Here is a 21,325-nt window from a genome sequence, read left to right as displayed (position 1 = left end):
ATCAACCTTCTACGGCGGTTGCTACATCCTGATTCGCCAGGCCAACGCCGATTGCTTCCGGACGCACGGCGGTAGACTTGTACCACAGTGCAATACGGCACTTACCGCCCAGCGTGTTGATATCACCCTGGAAGGCGATGACCCCATTCAGGCCAGTGCCCGGAATGGAGAACGCTTCAGACTTCATGCCAGCGAACAGTGAGTGGTTCAGCGGGATAGGCTGCGATACCAGACGGATAGAGTCATCAGCCCAAAACACGTTGGTTGCCACGGTATCAGTGTTCAGCACATTGATAGCAGCACCGGCAGCCAGTGACGTGTTGACGTTGGCATACGCACGCTCTGCAGCAGTCAGGCTGGTATCATCCAGCGCAACAGGCTTCGGAGTGATGGTGATGGCGTTGCCGTTAACAGCCACGACAGAGAAGGTCGCATCCTGAACAAGCACGTTCTTCGCCATCTGCGCGAGGAACTTAACGCCTGCGAATGAAATCTTATCGCCGCGTTTGAAGCCGGTACCGGAGCTGACGTTGACGGTCGCAAAGCGGTTATCCACGTTCTCACGGCTGTTGTCTTCGTTCAGACGCCATGACTGAGGCTTGAACTTCTGCGCGCCACTGACAGTAACGCCGGTAGCATCAGACTTAACCAGAGTCGGCAGTTTTGGAGAACGCAGCACGTCGTTGAAGCCTGCAACCTGCTTCTGAATCACGCCTTTGGTGTAAGCGTCATCCTGAATGCGTCCGTAGAAATCCTTGCCAGCCAGGTCACGTCCCGCGCCGCGATAATCATTGGCGTTGAAGAAGAATGACAGGCCTGCATCGCGATTCAGCTCGCGTGAGAACATCAGAGATTCAGCTTCAGAGATGAAGTCCCAACCGGTGTTGGCGCTGCCGACCGGGCCGGTGCTGGTCACAATCAGTGAGCCCATTTCTGCTGCGGTGCGGGCGATCTCTGCTTCCACGTTGTTCGCCAGCTTCTTGGCTGAAGCGGCAATGCGGCGGCGGTAGGTTGACTCGTCACGCACATCATCGGCACGAATGTCGAAGAAGTCATTATCCGGCTCATCCAGAGTGACCTTCACGTTCAGCTCCAGCAGGTCGGTTTCTTTGTCGGTCAGGTCCCAGCCGCGCTGAGTCGGCGCTTCCTGTTCGACCGGCATCCAGATGGTGTTATCACCGCGCTGCATTTCGCGGCCTGGCGGAGTGTACTTATCCACCTTCATAACCATCGGCATGATGTTCTGCATTGTTTCGATAACTTCGTCTACTGCGAGAGTTACCATCTGACCTTCGTTAAGTGCCATTAGCGTATTCCTTTAATCTGTTCTTTAATTTTGCGATATGTCGCTGTGTCACCACGTCGTGCGGCTTCATCCATCTTCTTCTGAAGAGCGGACACATTGGCCGCGCCAACACTGCCCTGAATCGGCTCATCGACCGGTGGGGCTGCTGACACCTGCTTACCGCGGGGCTTGAGAGTTAAACGATCTGAGAGGCGCGTGATTTCAATCAGCGCCTGCTGTGAGTTCATGCTCAGGATTTGTCGGGTCTTCTCCGGGTTTTTACCCAGGTGATAGATGATCGCAGCAGACTTCTCAGGGAAGAGGTTCATAATTTCCACGTCAGTGCCAGGTGGCACCAGTGCGTTGAAAGCCTCTTCTGTTTCCTGATAGTCGCTGAGGTTCAGTTTCTCTGCGGCGTCATAGTGCTTGCGCGCCGCCTCGACAACCTGTGTGGAGTTGCGGGTGTAATCCTGTGTCTTGCGACCCTGCTCAGCTACAGCATTGCTGCGTGCGTCCTGAGCCTTAATCAGCCAGTCTGTATTGGCAGCGTTAAAAGCAGCCAGCGCGCGACTGGTGTCGTAGTCATACTTTGCTAAAGCATCGTCTGACAGGAACTCATTCACGTCCGGCTGCTTGGGTAAATCAGGATTAACCCGCAGGGTTTCCGGAAGCTCGCCACGACTCACCGCCTCCATCTGCTGTTCAAGTTCACGCTGGCGCTTACGTGCCAGTCGGCGAGCAGCAAACTTCGCGTTTGTTTCGTGGTCCTGCTTCGGCTTGTTCTCATCGTCATTCAGGACAATGTCAAAGCCCTCATCCTGCCCTTCGGTGCCGGTGGCATTACCGTCAACCTGACTTTCAACTGATGCCGCAGTGTGATCGCCGGGCAGGGTTTGTTCTTCAGTGCTCTGAATTTCGGTGGTATCGCTCATGTTGTTTAACTCTCTCACATGGTTCGAGGAATCTCGCCGGGATTGGCGGAAGTTTGATTTTGTCTCTGCGATTGCAGGAATTTAGTCATGTCCATCCGCTGCGAATGCTGTTGGCCCGTACCTTTCAGCAGGAGCTCTGCATTTGCGCGACTGTCATCACTGGTTTGTTTCTGGAAATGACCCATAAGCTCAAGGTATTCACGGAATGCCTTCTGCTTGTCGAGGTCCATGCCGTTGAAGATTTCCGCTATCTTCGCAGCGTTGAGCTGGCTGGTAGCGTCGACCTTAGCGGCCTCAATAGTGAGTGACTGCTGGTCATTCTGCGCTTTCATCAGGTCAGCCTGACCCTGCAGATAAACGCCCTGCGCCTGAACCATTGCCGGGTCTGGCGTGTTCTGTTGCTGCTGCTGAGCGTCAGATACCCATTGCTGCTCTTCAGGTGTCTCAGGTTTCTTGAGGCCCATCGTGACCAGCTGCCGGTTGGCGTACTCGCGCATCATCTCAACACCCTTACCATCAAGCAGGGTGAAGTACTGAAGCAGGAGCATCTGGTATTCCGGTGTGCCAGGCGGAACCTTCGACAGCAGGTCGAGAAGCTCTGATCGGTTCTGATTCTTCATCGACTGGAACGATGGGCCGACATCGGTGTAGGTCTCATACCGTCCACGGATATCATTCAGCGTGACAACATCACCTGACTGGAAGTCCACAACCTGAGTGAGCAGCTGAACCTCTTTCTCGCTACCATCTTCCAGCGTCATTGAGACGTTGCGTGGCACGTCGTAGATGTCATTGACCATCGCCGCGTAAATCTCCCCGTCACGGCGCATTGCTGTAGCCAGGTTGTCCTGAAACACGTATGTCTCAAGGTCAGCGCGCATGTTGAGCTGGTTGACGGTATCGAACGCCACCTGCCCGCCCGCTGCTTCTGCGTCCACACCAAGGGTTGCCACTTCCTTCACCGCGCCGGTAGCTGCTTCCAGCATGTAGGCGTTGGCTTGCGGAACCTCGGGGTTTTCGTAGTAACCGAGAGGCTGCAGCGGCAGGTCGCCGTTGTTCTCATCGGTGCGGTTAATCAGGTAGTACGGGAAATCATCTGTCCCGCTGTACATGTGCTCGTAACCGGCAATCTGCTCGGGGAAGAAGAACGGTTTCTTTTTCGGTGAGCGGGCAACAATATCGGCATTGAAGGACATGATCATGTTGCGCAGGCGCTGACCATCTTTCGTCAGCCTGACAACGCCCTCATACACCTCTTTGTCACCAGCAAATGACCACTCGCCAAATACCGGCACGATCGGGATGTGCTCACCCGCAATCAGCTCACGGTCTTTCAGAATCATCGTGTTGGTCAGTAGGCTTTTGTAGACGCGGCGGCGCTTAACCTTGCGCTCACCAATCTTCTCCATGCCCCTATCTGCCAGCTCATCGATGACGTCTTTGATGTCGCGCTTGAAGTAGCTGACCGGCTCACCTGTCATTGGGTCCTGATAGATGAATACCGTCTCTTTCTTCTCTTCAACCTCATAGTACTCAGCAATGTAGTAAACATCGTTGGTAGACCACGGGAACGCCCAGTTAGAGGATGGCGACTGGAAGTCAGGCAAATCCTCCTCATCGAGGTCATGCTCTTCCGCAAACGCTTCCCAGCCGTCTTTACTCATGGCGCTGATGACTGTGCAGTGCTTAGCGTCGCTCTTATCCATCTGCTTGGCGTTGGCATCCCAAACAACGTGAGTGCACGCCTCATGGATGGGTACGCGGCGAATAACCTGATTGTTGCTGGTCGGGTCCTGGTCTTCGTAGTCAGTAACCAGACGCCACGCACCAACACCCGCTTCAATCTGCTCGCGCACAGCCACGTTGACGGATATCTTCGCGGTGTTGTGCCGCATGTCGGTGCGATACATACCCATCAGGATGTCGGCAGCGTTTGGGTCAGCACCATCTTTCGGCTTGAACAGCACATCGACAGGGTTCTGGCGCATCTCCGCGACCAGTTTGCGGACTACCGGGCGCACCACGTCGAACTGACCGCGGTACTGCAGGGTGGTGTATTCATTTAGCCAGTCATCCCACTGGCTGATGCGGCTGAAGAACAGATCGTTGGTTGCTTCAGTTCTGGCCTCATCGCTTGCTGTCCAGTCCCGGTCGAACTTCCTGAGAATGGTCTGCAATTTTTCATCTTTGTCGGCCATTATCTACTCCGGGGAATTGGGCGAATTGGCGCCGGTAATTTCTTCTCTTTAACAATGCCGATGTCGCCATAGCGCTTAGCAAAGCGGCGCATCATGTAGGCGTAGCGCGTGGCATCCAGAAGGTCATCACGCGTCTTAACGATGCGGCCCCTGTCGTCACGGTGATAGAAGTTGAACTCTTCGAACCAGTCACGCAGTCCGGCAAACACCTTGAAGCGGCCGGTGCTCATCAGGTCGTGCAATTCGAACAGGCCCGCCTCAACAGAGCGGGAGCCATCAGGCCACTGTGCGCAGTCTGGCAGCATCTGGAAGCCCGCCTCTGAGTAGTAGGACTTCTGCTGCAACCCGCTACCCTTCTCTGTCTGCAATCCATCCTGCGGCCACGCTGTCGGAACCTTGTTGGCCCATGACTTCGTGGCACCCCATGCTTCTGAGGGTGATGTCTTGCTGGCCTTCCACGCCTTGGTGACGTAATAGGTGTCGCTGTCCATATCGATAGCGAGCTGAATGCGGCTCTGCGGGTGGTCCCAGCCAAAGTCCATACCGTCGATGACCATGTAATGCTTCGGTATCGGGAATGGCTCAATGGTGATTGTGTCTTCGCTGAAGTCGAAGATGCGGCCCTGACCGAGCATCGGTATACCCTTGGTTCGCATGTCGCGCTGATGAGGTGGATATGACTCAAGCAGGCTTTTCTTCGTCTCTTCAGTGAGGTGAGGCGCGTCATCCCAGCCAACGTTCATGCATGACTGTGAATCTGCCGGGTCGTCGAGCAGTTTGATAACCAGCTCTGTGCGCCCGTTCTCTGGTGTAAACGTCAGGATGCCTCTGCCGCCTCTCCCTCGGTCACCAGTAGCCGTGCGTGTCAGCACCTGCGGGTAAATCGTCTGGTCTTCAGGCTCTTCATCGATATGAAACCAGTCGATGTCATCACCCATCAGTGCGTGCTGCCCCTGCGTGTATGACCAGAACTGAACTTTACTCAGGTCGCCGCTGCTGTGCCGGATGTAGGCAGAGCGAGCAGCGTTGGGTGTGCCTGTCATTGGCTCAGTGGAGACGATGCGATCTGGAGGAACAAGGCCGCCAGTAAACTCACCGTTAATCTTCTTGCCGATGATTGCTGCCTGAAGCAGGTCACGACACTTCTCACCGGAATAGCCCAGGCACCACATCAATGGCGCATGGTCAAAGCGATGGCCTTCCCACCCTTCCGGATACTCTCCGAGCAGGTGGATGGCGTCGATATAGGTAGCCGTGTCAGTCTTGCCTACGCGGTTTGCAGCGATTAATGCGCACTGGCGATAGTTGGCGGTTTGCGCGATGAACTTGCGCTGCCAGGGGTAACGGGTGTCGAAGTAGGAGCGGTAACGATTAACGACGGCGCGGCGGGCTTTCTCTTCCAGCAGGCGAATTAGCTCAAGCTTCTCCTCTCGCTTCAGATTGTCCATTTACAAGCCTCGCGAGTTTCGCATTGAGTTCTTCGTCTGACAGGGTTTCGATGCTGCCTGAGTGCTCTACTTTGTCCGTGAATAGCTTCAGGTGCTTACCGAGGAGTTCATAGCCTTTCAGGGCGGAAGCCGACTCGTATCGGAAGACGGCTGCGACCTCTCCATCCTCTGTCTCGCACATAAGCGTATCGCCATTTGGTAGGCGAACTCGCTCCGATTGTTCGCACCGACGAATGTTTTTGATAATTCCATCAATAACAAACTGAGAGCTGAGTCCTACTGCCTCATTGCGCTCTTTCGCCAATTCCTTAATGCGATTGCGAATATTCGGCTTTCTAAGGTTTTCACTGGCGATTTGTGCCGCTGACTTCTCACTGTACCCAGCCCGTATGGCTGCCTGAGTACCATTCAAATCGATGATGTACTCATGGCAGAAACGGTCCTGCTGGTCGTTTATATCTGCCATCAGGTTTCTCTCTTACTGAAACAGCTCCAGAGCTTCTTTCATGCCCCGGATAGCTTTAGTTGTGCGGGATACGGCAGTAGGCTCACCCTGTGCGAGTGCGTACTGGCGCTTGAATAGTTCGAACTTCAGCTGATCGTCTTTAATCTCTGCGATGGCATCCTGAGCGGCGGCAGTGTCGTACTGCACCAGTGACAGGAGTTCTAAGCGGAGTTTCTGTTGGTCGGTCAGCGATGTTTGCAGGTTCAAGTCGGACATGATGATTCCTGTTTTATGTGCGGGAGGAAGTGGCTAAACATTCTGTCGAGCAGGTAGCAGTAGGTTTCGTTTGGCTGGTCTGTCTCTATTGTCACGCCCACGTCGTGGCAGCAGTAGAAGGTTGCGTGAGCGCACTCATGAACTAGCGTGGAAACTGATTTATCAAACACCCCTACCAAATAGAGGTTTTCACCAGTTGAGTCGTTGCAGAAGTGCATGGTGCGACCGTTCGAGAATGAAAGATCTTGTTCAGGCTGTTTTAGGTTCGACAGCGCCTGCTGCCATTCAGCTTTACTGACACAAAGATAAACATTTGCGCAGTGAAATAATGGAACCAAGAAACGCGGAAGCTTAGGCCACTTAGGTTTTGCCATTCTCGACTCCTTAACTCATTATCCAGCCCACTCAGTGAATGAGCTGTGTAATGGGCTTATTTGCTATGCTCTGCTACCCAGTCAGTGGCAAACAAATCACCCTGTGAGGGAACCCATCCTGGCTGCATGTTTCCTTGTGCGTTTTTCAAATCCAAATGCGGCTGGATCATGAAGTCAGCGGTAATGCCGTGCTTAGCGTAGTCACTGCCCGGTCGAGATTCTTTCACGGCATAGCCTCCAGCCTTTATCACAAACTGACCTTTGCCGTTCCATCCTTCGCGGTAAATCTTCGCGCCACCTTTTGCGGCTTCTAATGCATCACCAAAATTCATATTGTTTCCTTATGCCAGCTCGCCACCGGCCTTCAGCTTGGTGAGGATGCTGTTAACCTTTGTCACGATGGTGTTGATTGAGGTCTGCGCTCCGGCAATGTCTGCAACCGTCTGAGCGGGGATAGCCGCCTCTGCTGCCTGCTGCAGTACGCCACCACGGTCTGCTGTGGTTGGTGCCTTGTTGCCCGCCATCGCTGTTGTCGCTGTCGTGCCGATGGTCGGCGCAAACGTTGTTGGCTTTCCTGTGATGCTCGCCCATGTTGCGGCGGCACCGGCTGCACTGTACTGCGCTTCGAACTTGGTCTTGCTCATGTAGAGCAGTTCACCTGACGCGCTGGTAAACAGGTATCCGCCAGCTACCGGACGGAAGATGCCCATGAACTGAGGTGAGAGGTATTGCTCATCAAAGTCACCATCAAAGCTGGCGTAGGCGTAACCGTCTACTGTCTGCCTGATTGACTTAATGGGTAGCGCATAAACAAAGTTGTTGTCCGTGTCGCTGTAGGTAGGCCATTGGCGTTTCATGTTTTCCCCTGGTTACTTCATCAGTGTGTATTGCTTGGAGAAGTCTTTGGCATCCATGTAAATCGGATCGCCATCAATCAGCTCGACGTAGTAACCGCCCTTCTTAGGCTGATACTTACTCATGTACTCACCTGACACCTGAAACTCAGGGTAGAAGTCATCTTCAGGCACAATGTAGCCTGCGCCGTCTACATCCTGACGCACTTCTTTGATTTTGAGTGCCAGCACCTGGTTGTCTTTACCCTGGTAGCGAGGCAGTTGGTTGCGCTTAAGCGACATGGTTATTTCCTCTTGAGGATTTACTTTCTGAGGCTGTTCTTCACTTCGGTGATGATCTGCTGCTGCATCCTGCTTAATTCGTTGCGGTGCCGCTTCTCCTGGCGCTGGTGAATCCAGAAGCCAATCCACGTCATTACCAGTGCGCCTATGCAGGCACCAGAGAGGATGTTGTAGATTGAGTACCCACTCATTGGGTCACCGTTCCGCAGTTGGCCTTCCACGTCTTGTTGTGGGTCAGGATGGCGCGCTTTGTCCGGTCATCCATCGTCATGATGTCGGCTTCGGTAAGCAGAATCGGCTTCACCCAGGTGCAGGCGGTATCGACTACCTCAACCCTTGTTGATCCATTCTCTGCGCAGCTCGCCATCAACATCACCATCAGACATGCGGGTAACAGTGCTTTGAACATCGGATGCCTCTTTGGCGGTTTCGGTCTGGCGGGTAGCAACTGCCTGCTCTGACGCGATGGCGGCTTTGGTTTCTCTCTCAGTCGCTGAGGCTTCTGCTTTAGCCTTGCCTTTAGAGTGACCAATGCCGAATGCGCCAGCCACCCCAGCGATTATTACGCCCATTACAGTCAGTAGCAGTTGAATGGTCGTCATGGCTTCGCTCCCGGGTCAATTCCTGCATCCAGCTTCTGTTCGCTCAGGTCTTTGTCAGATGCGATTTTCTTCGCGCCGATATATCCGGCCGTAGAGAAACCAAAGTAAGCGATGAAGATTGCTTCGCTCAGCTCGCCTTTGTATGCCTGCCAGATGAGGATACCGCTACACACCAGAAAGCCGAGGATGGCCTGAGTACGGCTTAGCGAGATGTTGCCACTTGAACCGCGCAGCATGCTTAAGGCGTCCATCAGATGAGGCCCTTATAGATATCGTATGTGCCGGTGCGCATCACATCAGAGTGACGCTTAGCGCGATTCGGTGTCTGCTTAGCCCAAAGGCTATTCAGCATGCCGCTGGCCGCAGAGTTGAAATCACCATTTGCGATCATGCCAAGCGTGTTCTTGAAGCCAGCCAGACCATCAACGCCCATCTGATATGCCATGCTGATTAGAATGTCGCGCCGCGGCGAGTTGCATTGGCCTAATGCAGCCTTGATGATTGGACGCTGGTTCATATCATTCAGCTTCTGCTGCACCAGGACCTCTTTCCAGAAGTCACCAACCACGCGCGGCACAGTGAACTGATAGTTGGAAATACTCGCACCTTGCGGGCCGATGAGGATGCCACCGGCAACAGTAGGAAAGCCTCGCGAGTCCAGATATGGTTTTTCGCGGTACCCTTCCTCGTAATTAAGGATCGGGATGATTTTGCTGTCTGTCATTTGCCCTCATCCTCCTTCACTACCTGCTTGACCTGAGCGGCGGTTTTGTTGGCTGTGCGATCTGGTAATGAACTCATCTGCTGCTGAAGGGATGCCACCTGATTAGCAAGGCTGGCAACCTTTGCATCGCGTCGCTCGGCAACCTTGCGGTAATCATTGCGGATGTTTTCAATCTGGCGGTTTGCATCATTTGTCACGTAAACAAATAGGCAGGTCATTGCAATGCAGATGAGCGTCATCATGGTGAGAACGCAGCCGACTATCAGGCTACGTTTGTGATTATATTTAGCGCTGTTCGTCATCGCTGTGGGTCTCCATTTTCGCAATCAGCCGGTCTATCTCGGTTCTGAATCGCTCATTTCCGACAGCGGTACTGGCCTCAGACATCGCAAGGAGGATGCTCAGGGCGTTTTTAATCAGCTTCAGGTCAGTCTCAAGGGTTGATATACGGCGTAAGTTACGGTCATGACGCTCCCGCAACTCGTCGTTTTCTTCGCGGAGAATGGCATTGCTCTCTTTCAGCAACTGCACCTGCTCTTTGTAATTGGAGATTATCTCTCCGCCAGCGCGATTACTTATGCCAAGAGAGACAAGGCTGGCCGCTAATGGTTTCCAGAGAACTGCCACTGCGCCGCCGCCAAATAAGAGGCCGAGCACGCCTGTGATTATGCTGCTTTCACCCATGAGCTACCTCGCGGGCTACTGTTTGTGTGTTTGTCATGGCCGTCTCCGGCGTAGCCCGGATATTCCGGCTTCATGCTGTGAGAATAAAAAGCACCCGAGTGAAAAAACACAGGAAGAACTCAGAGGGAAATCCTTGGGCGCTGAAACGAAAAAAGGCCGCTCTAATGGCGACCCTTTGAAATAGTTTAGTGATGTTACTTATCCGCTACAGGGTATGCGGCGAATCTTATCCCCTGTGGGGTATACAAATAAAAAACGCCCTCGCAGTTGGTGAGACCGCAGGGCGCTTTGACTATCACAAATCGATGGAACTGACTGGATTTAAGTGCCGCAGCATCCTTAAGAACACGTACGGCAGCTTATATCCAAATTGTGGCTCAATGGCTCATTAGTGTCAATACTTACTATGCGACTTTTCTAATTTTAACTACACGTTTGCGATCGTTAAATGCAGATAGCAGCGGAGTGTAAAGAAGATAGAGGCTGGCATTGAGTATTTCGTCCACTTCACGTCGGCAGGTAATCATGGATGGTCGCCTGGTGCTTTCTCCGCTGCGCCCTGACATTTTGCGGGGACTTGCGACCTTATGATAGTAGGATGCAATGGCTCGCTTAGAGGAGCCGTGAGCGTAGTAGCTAAGCAGGATGCCAAATGCTTTTTTATCGATGAACATGACGGAGTCCACGACCTGAGAAATCAAGAGTCCGTCATCATCATTGCACATTGGCCGGTATGGATAGGATTGCGGCTCAACAGTCGCCATGTATTGCGCTATGACACTGCTCTGGCGCTTTTCCAGCCTCCCTGAGTAAACCCACGCACCCCACAGCTCCAGCCAGTTATTCAACCAGTCGTGCTGCTCTTTAGTCAGGTTAAGCTCGCGTACTGGCATTGGTCACCCCCATCATCTTCGCCGTGTTCCGGATTATCCGGTAGTTGATCTCGTACATGCCGCGCATCTTTAGAATGCGAAGGCGGAGCCACTTCTCTCTGAGGTATTCGGTCACCATGATGTGTGCTCCCCGGTACCACCACAGCGCTGACAAGGCTGCCGCACTATCTCAGCCGTTCCAGCCCGGTTAAATGTTGGGTAACAAGCAACATCTCCACGCCCAAAGCAGATTGAGCATTTAACTTTCGGTGTGAATCTGTTTTCCGCTATCCGCCTGCGTGCATCCTCTAAGATTTCCTGAAATGTTTTCATGCTGCCTCTCTTTGCTTATTCAGTTCACGCAGAGCCGCCCTGTAACGCGCACGAATGCCGTCCAGTTCTTCTCTGGTGTATCGGTGAGGTTCGTTGTTTGATTCGAGCGCCAGAACGCGCTGAAGGCCGATTTTGGTGATGAGGTTGATTCTGTATGGACCAATTGCGCCTGAGTGATGCACGTTGCAGGCTGCACACTGGCTGTGAACATTGTCCTCGTTGAAACGTAACTGCGAAGCCGCTGCTGTTGTCCTGTAATGCCCTGCGTGATAGCTCACTGCTGTTGTGCTACCACAGCTGATGCAGATATTCCCGTCCCGCGCCCGGATGTAGTCGTTAAATGCCCGCTGGGTCATGTTCATCCAGTGGCTTAACGGCTTCACATCGGCTTTGCGTTTGTTCCATGCGGCACGCTGCTCTTTCTCCAGGCGCTTTTGCTTGCGCTCGGACATCTGGTTAGCGAGTTGAATGGCACATTTGGGAGAACAGACGGTCTGGAGGCTATTGCGTGGGATAAACTTTTCAGGACAGCATTTGCATTTCTTCGGCTTCGGCGGCTTGATGCCTTTAGCCATGCGTCAACTCCTTCTGTTGCTCGTCTTCATGACTGAAACCACCATCACTCAACGGCATTAACTGCATTGGTTCAAACATTGCCCATCCATGTATTAGTGTTTCTTGGCGAACCCCAATAACGCGAACGTCCCCTTCAACAGCCCATGAAATAACTCCATTTTTCATGCTGTAAAGCTCGCCACTCGGGGCTTTAGCGGACTTTCCAGTGCTGATGAGCTCAATTAGTTTTACTATCTTCCCTAAGTCATATGGGTCATCTGAAAGAATGACTAAGGCAAGCCCACCTGCCCTTAACTCAGCCATCATTCACCTCTCCGCTCATCAAAAAGTTGGGGTCCTGCATCAGGCTTATTTCGCAGCTTGTGCAGCAGTACACTACTGACTCTGGCAGCGCCGCAGAACAGAAAGCGCAGGCAGAAGCACACTGCTCGCCAACGCCAGTAGGCAGATTTGATTGGGTTATCTCGTTCATGGTTCTCCCATTCGATATCGCATTCGCACGACTCGCAGCTAATGGAATAGTGATACTTGTCTTCTGAGGTGAGTGTTATGTGACAGCGGCAGCAGCGTTCACGCATTGGGTTACTCCTCATCAAGCCAGAGAAGAAACAGGAGGCAGCAGATTGCGTGAGCCAGATGTGGCAGTCCGCTTTCGCTATCGTCTTTCTCCCCACTCCACCACGCTGTGACGTGACGGATGGTCGCATCGAAATATCTCGTTCTGGCATCAGGAACTGTCTTCCAGTTGTCCGGCGCGTATTTCTTAGCTCCGAATTCCAGCACCTCGATAACCGACCTGATCGCATTCATTGGCACCAGGCTGAACCGCCACTTACCGGCGTCATACTTTGTTGTCATGCTCAGCTCCACATTGGGTTTTTATACTGCCTGCTCGGTATTGGCTCGTTACGGAACTCAGGCAGCAAGGCGCTCACCAGCCAGAGGCGCGGGTCTGTTGCGAGTGTCTTCTGAGTTTTGATGTTGCGAGAGGCGTAGCGGGAAAGGAGTTCGTTAGCGGTTTCATTGTCTACAGGGTCGTGACAGAACCAGGTTTCACGCATGGCTGCTCCCCTCGGTTACATACTCAGGCCAGTGCTTTCTCAGTACATCCACGGGCACCCTGAGCTTTAAGCCGATGGAATAAGCCTTCACCTTTACAGCTGGCACCGTTTTGTTAATCGCTGCCGCCATGACAGGTACTGGAACTTTTCCTGCTACGCGTTCGATATACGCTAAGTCTTTATCTGACCACGCTTTCTTAGGCATTTTGTTTATCCTTCAGTTTCTGGTACTCGGAGTCAGCGGGGATAGTCAGCGCCAGGCCGAACTGCGCGCACCACCGTTCCACCTGATTCAGGAAGTAATGCATCTCGCCTGTATCAAGACTGGATGTGTGCCGGGGTTCCCATGTGCTGACCTTCTCGCCGGTCACAAAGTCGGTGTATTCGACCTGCTCACAGCCCAGATAGGTTTTCTTGAGGTTCCGCTTTACCCACTCTGGCGAGGCGTCAGTGCGCCCGGACTTAATCAGGTATTCGCTGATTTCGCCGTACCACATATGAGAAAGGGAGTTCTGATTGAGACTGCGTTTTTCTTTCCACGGCTTGAGGATTAGCCGGTAACAGTCGCCGGATTCGAGCAGGGGTTGAAGCTGTTGCCCGATGGCGTTGAAGTTGGTCTTATGAAGCCTCAGGCCCTCTTTGGGTATCTCCATCGCGTTTGTCTCGCTTTAATGCGTCGCTAAGGGTTTTGCGGATAGCTGCAGGGAGTGACATAAAGCCTGCATAGCGCGTGGCGATAACAGTAAGGTCATTTGCCAGCTTATCCAGTTCAACGTCTGATATGACGTGCTCAGAGCGTTTTAAGGGGATTACGTTTTTCATACCAAACCCCAGCTAATGTTGTTTTTAAAGAATGGAGATTTGACGCGCTTTACCAGCCCCTTCTCCTCTAAACATTTGAGCCTCGCCCTCAGTTGCTGGGTCGTAATTTCATGCCCGTCAAACAGCAAGCAATTCCTGATGTAATACGTTGGTTTTCCGTCACGACCTACACCCTGAAGTTCGGCGATGATGTCTGAATCTTGTGGTTTACCCATATCACTGCTCTCCGTTCTGATTGGTGGGCTGCTCCGGCCGCTCAAAGTTATTGAGCAGTGGCTGGTAAACAACGCGGTGCACAAAGGGGATGAAGGCCGAAAAGAATTTGGCGTAGGTGTCATTGCGATACCCGGTCGTCTCATCAATCATCGCTTCAAGTCCATTGCGCGGCTGGCGTGGAAGCTCTACTTCGTAAATCCTGCAGAAGTTTGAAATGAGCTCAGGCACTTCAAGACATCTCTCGAGCACGTGAGTGAAGGCTTCGTTGGTGTGAAGCTCTGCCCTGATTTCATCGGTCAATTCGAGCATGATTCCTCCCAATCCGGGACGATGCGGTAGGCGATGATGTTAATAGTGTATCGTGAGTGCTCCCATCTAAAATCTCTGGCATGGCCTATATCGGTTGAGCCTGTACTCCACCGCACTTCGACAACTCCATCTACCGGCGTAACAGAGCCACCACACCACACAATCCACTGATCACCAGACACAGCGCTATCCGTCACCACTTCACTGTTATCCGTTATCATCTCCTGCTGCTCCAGTATGGGGAGTGCAAGTTCATAAGCCTGAATGTCGTATTCATCACGGATAGACATGCCCGGGCCTTCGGCAGCCATCCACTTAAAGCCTTCGATAACACTTCTGCATTTCTCTGCTGTTAGCTTTTTCATTGGTGACTCCTGTCCTGCTGCTCAAACTCAGCATCAACAATCGTGTCGTGTGCTTCACGTGCCAGCATGTCGATGGCGTGCAGGCGGTCCCGGAACTGCTCCGGCGTCAGGTCGCGCTTCTTAGTCAGGTCGATGATTGCCAGCGTCATGTTGCGGGCCTGACGCATCAGCGGTGGTATGATTACCAGTTGAGTTACCTGTGTCATGGCTTCACCTCGTAGTAACGCTGCCAGTTTTCTGAGTAGGCTCCGACAGCAATAAACACATGAGCAACCTCCAGGCTGAAATCAACCAGCCGTTGCACCTTGTCGACGGTCGAGACGTTGTCTTTCCAGGTGTTGTTACCGTTGGCGTACATCTCAATAACGACGTAGTCCATCAAGTCGATATTCATGCAGCACCCCGTGAGCGGTAGGAATCCCATGTGAAAGCCAGAGTGCAGCCGCCGCCATCGTTCATGCGGTCAATGACGCGCTCGCCGATGAACACTGTCAGTTCTTCCAGTGGGAGGTTGCTGATAAGAATCGTTGGTTTCATCTGCTCATAGCGGGTGTTGATGACCTCAAACAGAATCAGTTTTTCCGCCTCGCTGCCGAACTGAACGCCAACCTCATCGATGATAAGCAGGTCGGGATCGGTGTATGCGCTGATAACGTCGTACTCAGTGCGCTCAGCGTTCTTACCCCAGGTTGATTTAAAGGCCCGAGCTACACGCAATGCAGTGGTGAACATGGCTGAATGTTGATGCTCGTTGATAACATGCTTAGCGATAGCCAGGGCAAGGTGGTTCTTGCCAGTGCCGGGTTTGCCACACATGACCATGCCGCCACCCTGCTTGCGGCGATCTGCCCATTTGGCTGCGTAGGCTTTGCATAGCTTCAGGCAGCGGGCTGCGTCCTGATTTGTTGGCTCGTAGTTATCCAGAGTTGACGGTGAAAAGCGTTGTGGCAGGTTCAGGTTTCCCATCAGGCGCATGATTTCGCTTTCCCGGCGGCGTCGTGCAATGCTGTCTTCATCGCTTTTCAGCTTGGCTAATTTCTCTTCCAGGCATTTTTTGCACTCGCTCTTGGTGACCATCTCTTTTCCACCAAAACCGATAGTCATTTTCCTGCAGCGCTGTTCGAACGCGCCATGCTTGTCACATACAGCCTGAATAAATTCGAACACGGTATTTTCAATCTGCTTTGGTGGTGCATCCAGTTCTTCAATCTGACGCTGAACTTTTGCGATCTTCTCGCGGGTATCGCTGGCAATCTGGTTTTCATAGCTCATGAGTTACTCCTGCGCCCAGGAAGGCATTTGAGTTTGTCCATAATCTTTCTCGCTAAACCGCTCAGCAACAGCTCTCGCTGGCCCATTATTCTGGCGCGGCGCTACCTTGGCCTGTTTAGGTTCAAACAGTCCGGTCCAGCCGTTCGCGATGCTGTTGTTGATGATCTCTTCAGGCAGATGACCATTTGCATGACACCGGCTTAACAGGTTGAGAGCCTGAGTTACGGTCTGCTTAGATTTGATTGCCTGCTTGATATCCCTGCGATATGAGACCCATGAAAGCCACAGTTCTGCAGAAACGCATTCGGGCAGTACGGCGTCCATTGGATCGAAGGTTTTTGTTTTTGGCTTTTCAGCCGATTTAGTTTCTTCAGGACGGGGGACTATAGGGGGTTTATTAATATTGTCTTTCTTGTCTTTTGAATAATGTCTTTTGTGTGTCTCTAGCTTCGAGACATCCAAAGTCTCTAACTTAGAGACATTTGAAGTCTCTGGCTTAGAGACTAAATTGCTAACTTGGAGACACTTGCTGAATTGCCACGCTGAGACCTCCTTGTTAACACCGATTTGACTCCCTTCGACTAACAGACACTTCATGGAAATCAGCTCTTTCTTGGCTTTGTTCACGTTCTGCCGTGACAGGCCGGTAAGTTGAGCTATCTGCTCATCGGCGATGCGATCTGATTTCTTGTTGAAGCCATACGTTTTGCGGATGTACGCCAGCATGAGCTTCAACTGACGAGCTGTTAAATCGGCGCTTGCGATAGCCTCCAGTAGTTCGTTAGCGACTCTGGTAAACCCATTATCGGTATCGACCACACGGCGCTCCACGGCCTCTGTATCAGGCCTGATTGGTGAGACGTTGTTGTAAGCGAGATTACTCATAAAGAACCTCGCCACTGTTTACATATCCAGTTAGTCCTGGCATAATTTCCTCCAGTTATTTGTGTTCGCAAATTGCTATCAGGCCTCGAAGCTGTTCGCGCAGCTCGGGGCTTTTTCTTTTGTCAGTAGCTGCTCAATACGCAACAACCTCTGAGCCATTTCCGACTCCGGCGACACCACATCCAGATACGCCAGCGCCAGACTCATCATCTGGAAGAAGCTGTGACGCTGCTTTCCTGATGGACGCTTCATGCGGCTTACAGCTGCGTCGTCCAGGTCGAGTACCTTTGCCAGTGTTCCCTGTCCACGTTCAGCCAGTTTGTTCAGTAACTGGCTTTCAATCTCTCTCGCTTTTTTGCGATAGCTTGCAATTTCCATGATGTAAAATTCCTTTGATGGTTAAGTAATTGCGTGACATTGCGGTGAGCATCGTCACTTGAGTTTTTCACCAGACACCTTCTCGGCATAGGGTGAGGATTCAGATTGATAAAGAGCGGCACTGCCTAAGCTGCTTTGGTTTTCAGTTCTGCAAAAACCAATTTTTCTTTTGAAACTGCTTTCAATCGCTTGAAGATTTTGGTGCCTTTCTCAATGCTCTCAGCCATCTGAGGAGAAGCGCGGCGATATCCATATGCAATCTGGTCGAGATAGCCAACGGATGTCTTCGCAAGCTGAGCGAGATGAGACCAATCTTCTTTTGTGGCTTCCTGACGCCACCGGAGAAGGTCGTTAGTCATCTGCTTTACCTTTTTTGTTGAAGATTAATCAAAGTTTATCTTACTGATAAATTATTGGCAAGCTGATTTATCAATCTGCATATTTATCATTTTGCTAAGTAATGGGAATATGTAAGACATGGAAACTAAAGAGATAAGACGCATTAACTTGCGCGCCCTGCTTAGCGAGTACACTTCGAAGGGGCTAACAAAAGCAGAGTTTGCGGAGCAGCTAGGCGTAACAGCTAGTCAGCTCAGCCAGACAACATCAGCTAATCCAGTGCGAAATATTGGAGATGCAATCGCGCGCAGAGTGGAGGTCGCATTTAGTAAACCGAAGGGATGGATGGACAGTATTCATACTAATCGTGTGGAAAATCCAAGCGATACTGGTGACGCTGGAAATTACAACTTGCAAAACCTTTCAAGAAACTATACTGATCATACATACAGGATAGAGCAGCTTGATGTGGAGATGAGTTGTGGTGGAGGAAGGATGAATAGTGATTATCCAGAGATAATTCAATCAATTGAAATTGACCCTGAATATGCAAAGCGCATGTTTGGCGGCAGGCCGGCATCTTCTCTAAAGATAACGACCGCTGTAGGTGACAGCATGAGAGGATCCGTAGAGCCTGGTGAATTGGTGGTACTGGATGTCACTGTCAGCCGCTTCGTCAGTGATGGTATCTATGCTTTCGCCTATGGAGACAGCATGCACATTAAGAGGCTTCAGAAGCTTAAGGATCGCCTCATAGTCATAAGCGACAACCAAACCTATGAGAAGTGGGAGATCACCTCAGAGGATGAAGCTCAGTTCCACGTTCAGGGCTTCGTAGTTGGCAAATGGGAGATGAGCTACACCCGCCTCGGCTAAGCCAAACCCCTTCATATTGCTAAGAAAGCCAGCCTCGAGCTGGTTTTTTTACGCCCAAAACAAATTTGATAAAATTATTTATCCTTTTCTTACAGTCATTTATCTAAAAACCCCTCCAATTTGATAAATTATTTATCACGCTGCTATTTACCAATGTTTATCTTTGAGATAAATTAAATCCCATCAGCAGGAAGCTGGCGAACAAGTAAACGGACTTTTGCTCTTTAACAATCTGGTGTTGTACCACCTTATGCCGAGAAGGCGTCTGGTGTGGAAAATGTCAGTTTCAGGTCGTTTGAAAAGCGGCCTGAGCCGGACAAATAAGGAGTCGATATGAACGCAAGAGAACGTTGTCGGGCGCGTCGTCATGCACGCCGGGAGAATGAGCGCAGCATAATGGCAGCAACGGGTGCGAACTACCGTGGCGGCAGCATCGAGCCACTTTATAACGCAGGTCATCGCAAGGTGGCGGGCGCAGTCACGGCGAGGTAGCAAATGCACGAAATAATATATTCCGCAAAGATTCTGCTGGTCTGGTTCCTGAGTCTTCACGTGATTGCAATATGCGTGAACCTTGGTGACGGGAAGGAGGTAAGGATGCCGTGGAAGCAACTCTTCATGCGTACCTGCAGGCACGCGGCTCTGATGACGCTTGCCGGGTTGGTCATAGTCGGGATGGCATATCTGCTGCTCAAGCGTTAAGTCTCCCCTTCTCTGCGTGACAGGCATGAGAGCACATCACAGTGCTTACCAGAAATAGCGATATTTGCTGCAGGGTATCGCAACTCAAAAGACATCGTAACGGCGAGGTAACTGGTAATGGATGAAGAAGAGTTCGACGAACACCCGGCTGACGATATGAGTCAGTATCAGGATTATCCATATGAATTCGATTACTGATAAATGGTGCGGCCAGTTCAAAAAATGCAACGGCTGCAAGTTGCAGTCTGAGTGCATGGTTAAGCCTGAAGAGATGGTCCCGATATTTGTAGACGGGAAGATGGTCGACAAATGGGCCATTCGCACGACGAAGATGATTGAACGAGAACTGGCCGCCATGTAGCGGATTTTTTCACATTTGGAGCCCCCATGATAAGCACTGGTAACTACATATTCGGGTGGCTGGTTATTGGTGTGTTGATGGGGCTGGGGTTTATAGCAGGAGGGAATATATGAGCACAGGAATAGGGAATCACAAGTTCAGCACCAGTAACGGCAGCATATGGAGTCCTGATGAAGCCATATGTCCTTACTGCAGTTACGAGCACTGCGAGGCAGACCACTGCGATGTGGGTATAGGCATGGTTCAGTGCGGGCCCTATCACTGCCCGGTTTGTGAGGCCTCTGAGATAAGCAGCCTTGATACGCGTGAGCTTACCGAAAGAGAAAAAGAAACAGGATGGTTTGAGCCGGGAAGCCGGGCAAGCGACGTTGCCAATACAGTTAACGGACGCCTTGTTGATCACCGTGAGGCGAAAGAATTTTACGATATCGGCCTCTTGGATAAAAAAGCATTGGGCCAGTAACCACTAACAGGAGAAGAGGATGGAGTGGGTTAAGTGCAGTGAAAGCCTGCCTGAAGCACAACAGCAGGTTTTGGTGAATGACCTTAACGGAGAGGGTGTTCTGATTGCATGGCGGGCTTTGTGGTTTGGTGCTGGGGGCATCCCGACAGGGGAATGGAAGTGGGTTTTTCAGATTGCAGGCATTGATGAGTCTGAAGTGAAGATAAAGCAATGGTGCGCATATCCAGCACCAACTGAGTGACACCGTAAAGCCGCCTACTCAGACGGCTTTGAGGTGCTACGCACCAACGCTGTGAAGTTTCAAATGATAGAGACAGAACAGGATGCGATTTGGCCGCTTAGTGCGGCCTTCTTTTTTACCAAAATTCAGGAGACGGAAATGACTGAAGCTACCGATTTAGCAGTGCTGGAGATTAAACCTGAACAAGCTCCGGCACTGTATGTACCTAACGGCCTCGACGCTTATCTTGAGCAGATTCGCCTGCAGGTTAACGAAGTGCCTGACCTGAGCACTGCTAAAGGTCGGGCCCGCGTTGCATCACTGGCGGCTCAGGTATCACGCAGCAAGACGGCAATTGAGAAGCCGGGCCGTGACTATCTTAAGCGCCTCAAAGAGGCTGTGAAGCCTGCTGAAGCAGAGATTAAGCGGTTCGTTGATGCCTGTGACAATCTCCGTGACATGACGCGCAAGCCACTCACTGAGTGGGAAGAAGAACAGGAACGCATCGCCGCAGAGAAAGCTGCTGAAGATGAGCGCCTGCGCATTGAAGCCGAGCAGAAAGCTGCTGAAGAAGCCCTAAAAAAGCAGATTGAGTCCGATCACGAAATGGCTCTGCTGCTGAACGATAAGCTTGACCGCGACGCTGCAGAAGCGAAAGCCGAAGCAGAACTTCAGCGCGCAGCACACGAAGAAGAGATTCGCCGCCAGGCTGCTGAACAGGCTCGCATTGAAGCAGAGCAGGCAGCACAGCGTGAGCGTGAAGCAGCGGCTAAACGTGAGGCAGATTTACAAGCAGCCAAGGAAAAGGCGGAAGCCGACGCTAAAGCCGCTCAGGAGCGCGCAGAGCGCGAATCCAGAGAGGCGAAGGAACGAGCCGAGCGACAGGCACAGGAAGCGCGCGAAAAGGCAGAGCGTGAGAAGCAAGCCGCTATCGAAGCTGAGCAGCGCAAAGCCCGTGAAGCAGAAGCTGCCCGCCTGGCTGAAGAGAAACGAATTGCTGACGAAGCGGCCGCCCGCGCAGCTGATGTTGCTCACCGCAAAGCAGTAAACAACAAAGCGCTGGCTGACCTCGTCGCTGTAGGCCTGACCGAAGAGCAGGCGCGTATCGCAATCACGGCGATCGCCAAAGGTGAAGTTACTTCCATTCGCATCACTTACTAAACCAACAACC

Annotated in this window: 41 protein-coding genes; 6 read left to right on the top strand and 35 right to left on the bottom strand. The window is 51.9% G+C overall.

Features of this window, described 5'->3' with window-relative positions:
* Position 1: 1 nt before the first annotated feature.
* The 35 genes from ACMGGP_RS03995 to ACMGGP_RS03825 all read right to left on the bottom strand — a co-directional run bounded on the left by ACMGGP_RS03995 (position 2) and on the right by ACMGGP_RS03825 (position 17,552).
* Positions 2–1,306, bottom strand: coding sequence for a P22 phage major capsid protein family protein (locus ACMGGP_RS03995; protein ID WP_498798184.1), 1,305 nt, complete (start codon positions 1,304–1,306; stop codon positions 2–4).
* Positions 1,306–2,217 carry a hypothetical protein gene (locus ACMGGP_RS03990; protein ID WP_498798183.1) on the bottom strand — a complete coding sequence of 304 codons (912 nt, stop codon included), beginning with the start codon at positions 2,215–2,217 and terminating at the stop codon, positions 1,306–1,308. Before ACMGGP_RS03990 ends, ACMGGP_RS03995 begins: the two co-directional genes overlap by 1 nt.
* 14 nt (positions 2,218–2,231) lie before the next feature.
* Positions 2,232–4,415 (bottom strand): portal protein, encoded by a 2,184-nt coding sequence (locus tag ACMGGP_RS03985; RefSeq protein ID WP_498798182.1) that lies wholly within the window; start codon positions 4,413–4,415, stop codon positions 2,232–2,234.
* Positions 4,415–5,863: a phage terminase large subunit family protein gene (locus ACMGGP_RS03980; RefSeq protein WP_498798181.1), complete on the bottom strand. Its 1,449-nt coding sequence runs from the start codon at positions 5,861–5,863 to the stop codon at positions 4,415–4,417. The genes ACMGGP_RS03985 and ACMGGP_RS03980 overlap by 1 nt, the downstream gene beginning before the upstream one ends.
* On the bottom strand, positions 5,832–6,329 hold the full coding sequence (locus tag ACMGGP_RS03975) for a terminase small subunit (RefSeq protein WP_498798180.1): 498 nt from the start codon (positions 6,327–6,329) through the stop codon (positions 5,832–5,834). The genes ACMGGP_RS03980 and ACMGGP_RS03975 overlap by 32 nt, the downstream gene beginning before the upstream one ends.
* Before the next feature lie 12 nt (positions 6,330–6,341).
* On the bottom strand, positions 6,342–6,584 hold the full coding sequence (locus ACMGGP_RS03970) for a DUF2560 family protein (RefSeq protein WP_498798179.1): 243 nt from the start codon (positions 6,582–6,584) through the stop codon (positions 6,342–6,344).
* Positions 6,572–6,958 (bottom strand): hypothetical protein, encoded by a 387-nt coding sequence (locus ACMGGP_RS03965; protein ID WP_498798178.1) that lies wholly within the window; start codon positions 6,956–6,958, stop codon positions 6,572–6,574. Before ACMGGP_RS03965 ends, ACMGGP_RS03970 begins: the two co-directional genes overlap by 13 nt.
* A 56-nt stretch (positions 6,959–7,014) precedes the next feature.
* On the bottom strand, positions 7,015–7,290 hold the full coding sequence (locus tag ACMGGP_RS03960) for a DUF2829 domain-containing protein (protein ID WP_498798177.1): 276 nt from the start codon (positions 7,288–7,290) through the stop codon (positions 7,015–7,017).
* Between the two features lie 9 nt (positions 7,291–7,299).
* Positions 7,300–7,815 (bottom strand): hypothetical protein, encoded by a 516-nt coding sequence (locus tag ACMGGP_RS03955; RefSeq protein WP_498798176.1) that lies wholly within the window; start codon positions 7,813–7,815, stop codon positions 7,300–7,302.
* Between the two features lie 12 nt (positions 7,816–7,827).
* Complete coding sequence (locus ACMGGP_RS03950; RefSeq protein ID WP_498798175.1) at positions 7,828–8,094, bottom strand: hypothetical protein; 267 nt, start codon at positions 8,092–8,094, stop codon at positions 7,828–7,830.
* 20 nt (positions 8,095–8,114) lie between these two features.
* Positions 8,115–8,285: a hypothetical protein gene (locus ACMGGP_RS03945; RefSeq protein ID WP_498798174.1), complete on the bottom strand. Its 171-nt coding sequence runs from the start codon at positions 8,283–8,285 to the stop codon at positions 8,115–8,117.
* On the bottom strand, positions 8,282–8,461 hold the full coding sequence (locus ACMGGP_RS03940) for a hypothetical protein (protein ID WP_498798173.1): 180 nt from the start codon (positions 8,459–8,461) through the stop codon (positions 8,282–8,284). The genes ACMGGP_RS03945 and ACMGGP_RS03940 overlap by 4 nt, the downstream gene beginning before the upstream one ends.
* Positions 8,424–8,696: a hypothetical protein gene (locus tag ACMGGP_RS03935; protein WP_498798172.1), complete on the bottom strand. Its 273-nt coding sequence runs from the start codon at positions 8,694–8,696 to the stop codon at positions 8,424–8,426. Before ACMGGP_RS03935 ends, ACMGGP_RS03940 begins: the two co-directional genes overlap by 38 nt.
* Complete coding sequence (locus ACMGGP_RS03930) at positions 8,693–8,947, bottom strand: DUF2644 domain-containing protein (protein ID WP_191921319.1); 255 nt, start codon at positions 8,945–8,947, stop codon at positions 8,693–8,695. The genes ACMGGP_RS03935 and ACMGGP_RS03930 overlap by 4 nt, the downstream gene beginning before the upstream one ends.
* Positions 8,947–9,420, bottom strand: coding sequence for a hypothetical protein (locus tag ACMGGP_RS03925; RefSeq protein WP_498798171.1), 474 nt, complete (start codon positions 9,418–9,420; stop codon positions 8,947–8,949). The genes ACMGGP_RS03930 and ACMGGP_RS03925 overlap by 1 nt, the downstream gene beginning before the upstream one ends.
* Positions 9,417–9,722 (bottom strand): hypothetical protein, encoded by a 306-nt coding sequence (locus ACMGGP_RS03920; RefSeq protein ID WP_223563942.1) that lies wholly within the window; start codon positions 9,720–9,722, stop codon positions 9,417–9,419. The genes ACMGGP_RS03925 and ACMGGP_RS03920 overlap by 4 nt, the downstream gene beginning before the upstream one ends.
* Complete coding sequence (locus ACMGGP_RS03915; RefSeq protein ID WP_223563943.1) at positions 9,706–10,104, bottom strand: hypothetical protein; 399 nt, start codon at positions 10,102–10,104, stop codon at positions 9,706–9,708. The genes ACMGGP_RS03920 and ACMGGP_RS03915 overlap by 17 nt, the downstream gene beginning before the upstream one ends.
* A 404-nt stretch (positions 10,105–10,508) precedes the next feature.
* Positions 10,509–10,997, bottom strand: coding sequence for an antiterminator Q family protein (locus ACMGGP_RS03910; protein WP_279856454.1), 489 nt, complete (start codon positions 10,995–10,997; stop codon positions 10,509–10,511).
* Positions 10,978–11,115 (bottom strand): YlcG family protein, encoded by a 138-nt coding sequence (locus ACMGGP_RS03905; protein WP_498798170.1) that lies wholly within the window; start codon positions 11,113–11,115, stop codon positions 10,978–10,980. Before ACMGGP_RS03905 ends, ACMGGP_RS03910 begins: the two co-directional genes overlap by 20 nt.
* 190 nt (positions 11,116–11,305) lie before the next feature.
* On the bottom strand, positions 11,306–11,884 hold the full coding sequence (locus ACMGGP_RS03900; RefSeq protein WP_498798169.1) for a recombination protein NinG: 579 nt from the start codon (positions 11,882–11,884) through the stop codon (positions 11,306–11,308).
* Positions 11,877–12,191: a hypothetical protein gene (locus tag ACMGGP_RS03895; protein WP_498798168.1), complete on the bottom strand. Its 315-nt coding sequence runs from the start codon at positions 12,189–12,191 to the stop codon at positions 11,877–11,879. Before ACMGGP_RS03895 ends, ACMGGP_RS03900 begins: the two co-directional genes overlap by 8 nt.
* A 276-nt stretch (positions 12,192–12,467) precedes the next feature.
* Positions 12,468–12,743: a dATP/dGTP diphosphohydrolase domain-containing protein gene (locus ACMGGP_RS03890; RefSeq protein WP_498798167.1), complete on the bottom strand. Its 276-nt coding sequence runs from the start codon at positions 12,741–12,743 to the stop codon at positions 12,468–12,470.
* Between the two features lie 2 nt (positions 12,744–12,745).
* The gene (locus ACMGGP_RS03885) at positions 12,746–12,946 is read right to left on the bottom strand and encodes a hypothetical protein (RefSeq protein WP_498798166.1); all 201 of its coding nucleotides are present in this window, start codon (positions 12,944–12,946) and stop codon (positions 12,746–12,748) included.
* A complete protein-coding gene (locus ACMGGP_RS03880; protein ID WP_213014100.1) occupies positions 12,939–13,151 on the bottom strand; it encodes a hypothetical protein in 213 nt (70 codons plus the stop codon). Before ACMGGP_RS03880 ends, ACMGGP_RS03885 begins: the two co-directional genes overlap by 8 nt.
* Positions 13,144–13,599, bottom strand: a complete 456-nt coding sequence (locus ACMGGP_RS03875; protein WP_498798165.1) for a YbcN family protein — start codon at positions 13,597–13,599, stop codon at positions 13,144–13,146. Before ACMGGP_RS03875 ends, ACMGGP_RS03880 begins: the two co-directional genes overlap by 8 nt.
* Positions 13,565–13,768: a hypothetical protein gene (locus tag ACMGGP_RS03870; protein WP_498798164.1), complete on the bottom strand. Its 204-nt coding sequence runs from the start codon at positions 13,766–13,768 to the stop codon at positions 13,565–13,567. The genes ACMGGP_RS03875 and ACMGGP_RS03870 overlap by 35 nt, the downstream gene beginning before the upstream one ends.
* Complete coding sequence (locus ACMGGP_RS03865; RefSeq protein WP_498798163.1) at positions 13,765–13,983, bottom strand: hypothetical protein; 219 nt, start codon at positions 13,981–13,983, stop codon at positions 13,765–13,767. The genes ACMGGP_RS03870 and ACMGGP_RS03865 overlap by 4 nt, the downstream gene beginning before the upstream one ends.
* A gap of 1 nt (position 13,984) precedes the next feature.
* On the bottom strand, positions 13,985–14,293 hold the full coding sequence (locus ACMGGP_RS03860; RefSeq protein ID WP_498798162.1) for a hypothetical protein: 309 nt from the start codon (positions 14,291–14,293) through the stop codon (positions 13,985–13,987).
* Entirely contained in the window at positions 14,281–14,658 is a 378-nt protein-coding gene (locus ACMGGP_RS03855) for a hypothetical protein (protein WP_498798161.1), read from the bottom strand. Before ACMGGP_RS03855 ends, ACMGGP_RS03860 begins: the two co-directional genes overlap by 13 nt.
* Positions 14,655–14,864, bottom strand: coding sequence for a hypothetical protein (locus tag ACMGGP_RS03850; RefSeq protein WP_498798160.1), 210 nt, complete (start codon positions 14,862–14,864; stop codon positions 14,655–14,657). Before ACMGGP_RS03850 ends, ACMGGP_RS03855 begins: the two co-directional genes overlap by 4 nt.
* Positions 14,861–15,052, bottom strand: a complete 192-nt coding sequence (locus tag ACMGGP_RS03845; protein WP_498798159.1) for a hypothetical protein — start codon at positions 15,050–15,052, stop codon at positions 14,861–14,863. The genes ACMGGP_RS03850 and ACMGGP_RS03845 overlap by 4 nt, the downstream gene beginning before the upstream one ends.
* Positions 15,049–15,930: an ATP-binding protein gene (locus ACMGGP_RS03840; RefSeq protein ID WP_498798158.1), complete on the bottom strand. Its 882-nt coding sequence runs from the start codon at positions 15,928–15,930 to the stop codon at positions 15,049–15,051. The genes ACMGGP_RS03845 and ACMGGP_RS03840 overlap by 4 nt, the downstream gene beginning before the upstream one ends.
* 3 nt (positions 15,931–15,933) lie before the next feature.
* Positions 15,934–16,815: a replication protein gene (locus tag ACMGGP_RS03835; protein WP_498798157.1), complete on the bottom strand. Its 882-nt coding sequence runs from the start codon at positions 16,813–16,815 to the stop codon at positions 15,934–15,936.
* A 78-nt stretch (positions 16,816–16,893) separates the two neighbouring features.
* A complete protein-coding gene (locus ACMGGP_RS03830) occupies positions 16,894–17,193 on the bottom strand; it encodes a CII family transcriptional regulator (RefSeq protein ID WP_058956886.1) in 300 nt (99 codons plus the stop codon).
* Positions 17,194–17,318: 125 nt separating this feature from the next.
* Positions 17,319–17,552, bottom strand: a complete 234-nt coding sequence (locus ACMGGP_RS03825) for a hypothetical protein (RefSeq protein WP_498798156.1) — start codon at positions 17,550–17,552, stop codon at positions 17,319–17,321.
* 118 nt (positions 17,553–17,670) lie between these two features.
* Here ACMGGP_RS03825 and ACMGGP_RS03820 point away from each other — a divergent pair, with 118 nt between their 5' ends.
* The 6 genes from ACMGGP_RS03820 to ACMGGP_RS03795 all read left to right on the top strand — a co-directional run bounded on the left by ACMGGP_RS03820 (position 17,671) and on the right by ACMGGP_RS03795 (position 21,315).
* Entirely contained in the window at positions 17,671–18,408 is a 738-nt protein-coding gene (locus tag ACMGGP_RS03820; protein ID WP_498798155.1) for a S24 family peptidase, read from the top strand.
* Positions 18,409–18,741: 333 nt separating this feature from the next.
* Positions 18,742–18,900: a hypothetical protein gene (locus ACMGGP_RS03815; protein ID WP_498798154.1), complete on the top strand. Its 159-nt coding sequence runs from the start codon at positions 18,742–18,744 to the stop codon at positions 18,898–18,900.
* A 391-nt stretch (positions 18,901–19,291) separates the two neighbouring features.
* Positions 19,292–19,471 carry an antirestriction Ral family protein gene (locus ACMGGP_RS03810; protein ID WP_498798153.1) on the top strand — a complete coding sequence of 60 codons (180 nt, stop codon included), beginning with the start codon at positions 19,292–19,294 and terminating at the stop codon, positions 19,469–19,471.
* Positions 19,472–19,580: 109 nt separating this feature from the next.
* The gene (locus ACMGGP_RS03805) at positions 19,581–19,934 is read left to right on the top strand and encodes a hypothetical protein (RefSeq protein WP_498798152.1); all 354 of its coding nucleotides are present in this window, start codon (positions 19,581–19,583) and stop codon (positions 19,932–19,934) included.
* A gap of 19 nt (positions 19,935–19,953) precedes the next feature.
* Complete coding sequence (locus ACMGGP_RS03800) at positions 19,954–20,175, top strand: DUF551 domain-containing protein (RefSeq protein WP_498798151.1); 222 nt, start codon at positions 19,954–19,956, stop codon at positions 20,173–20,175.
* 138 nt (positions 20,176–20,313) lie between these two features.
* A complete protein-coding gene (locus tag ACMGGP_RS03795) occupies positions 20,314–21,315 on the top strand; it encodes a hypothetical protein (protein ID WP_498798150.1) in 1,002 nt (333 codons plus the stop codon).
* Positions 21,316–21,325 lie beyond the last annotated feature (10 nt).

The organism is Curtobacterium sp. BNK-1 (assembly GCF_048685235.1).
In the GTDB taxonomy this organism is placed as follows: domain Bacteria; phylum Pseudomonadota; class Gammaproteobacteria; order Enterobacterales; family Enterobacteriaceae; genus Pantoea; species Pantoea agglomerans.
The sequence above is the reverse complement of the archived record's forward strand: the minus strand, read 5'-3'. Positions and strand labels throughout refer to the sequence as shown.